Raw genomic sequence first — 1,107 nt, 5'->3', positions numbered from 1 at the left:
GGGCGCGCCCCATTCCTTGTCGTGATACTCGAGATACAACGGATCGGCCGTCACCCAACCGCAACGTTCGTCTGCCATCCTGACTGTCCTTATGCTGTGTTTATGAACAGTAATCATCGCTCGAAGCGCCGAACTTGGCAAGCCTCTGATTGTTTTGTCATCAGCCCGCTTGACGTGGTGAAAAAGCCGACAATAGTTACTACATGGCCGGTGGAAAACCGGCCAACGATAAAAACGACATTGCCTTCATTTGCAGGCTCTCAGGAGTCGATTCATGCCTCTAAAAATAACGTGCATGCCCCGCCCGGCGGCGCTTGCAGTGGCGTTGCTTTGCAGTATGACCCTTCCGGCTCAGGCGTACGATCAACTGTACGTCTTTGGCGATAGCCTGAGCGATACCGGCAACAACGGCCGGTTCACCTATGACGGCAGTCAGCACCTGCTGTACGACGAAGCGTTGGCGCAACGCATCGGCGCGGCGCTGGTGGCCTCGGACAACGGCGGTGAAAACTACGCCGCCGGCGGCGCCGTGGCGGTGCCGGGCCTGAACCCGGTCGACAACACCCAGGATCAGGTGCAGCGCTACCTGAATCGGGTTAACGGCCAGGCCGATGGCGACGGTTTGTATATTCACTGGATCGGCGGTAACGATTTGGCGGCGGCGGCGCTGAATGCCGCTACCGCGCCCGGCGTGGCCTATAACAGTGCCGCGGCCGCCGCCGCGCAGGTGCATTCGCTGCTGAACGCCGGTGCCGGCACGGTGATCGTGCCGACGGTGCCGAACATCGGCTCCACGCCGCAGCTGATGGAACTGATCATTCAGCAGGCGCTGCCGCCGGTACAGGGGGCGGCGATCCAGGCGGCCTATGCCACGCTTAATTCGGTGGCTACCCCGGACAACGCTTCGCGCACGCAGGCGATCCACGCGGCGTTGGCCGCCGCGGCGAAGCAGGGCAGCGCCATTCCTCAGGTGCAGCAGGCGATCGCCGCGCAGCTTATCGCGGCGTATGACAGCCTGAGCGCGCAGGCCGCTCAGCTGACCGATTTCTATAATCAAAGTGAAGACCGTCTGCTGGCGCAGGGGGGCGGCAATATCGTGCGGGTGGA

1 protein-coding gene is annotated in these 1,107 nt (G+C 62.1%); it reads left to right on the top strand.

The features are described 5' to 3' along the window. Positions 1-295: 295 nt before the first annotated feature. On the top strand, positions 296-1,107 hold an 812-nt coding region (locus ACZ60B_RS43050; RefSeq protein ID WP_469397596.1), incomplete at its 3' end, for an SGNH/GDSL hydrolase family protein.

Source organism: Streptomyces sp. NPDC104096, assembly GCF_055584385.1.
Note: the sequence above shows the minus strand (reverse complement) of the source record. Positions and strands in the feature narration are given on the sequence as shown.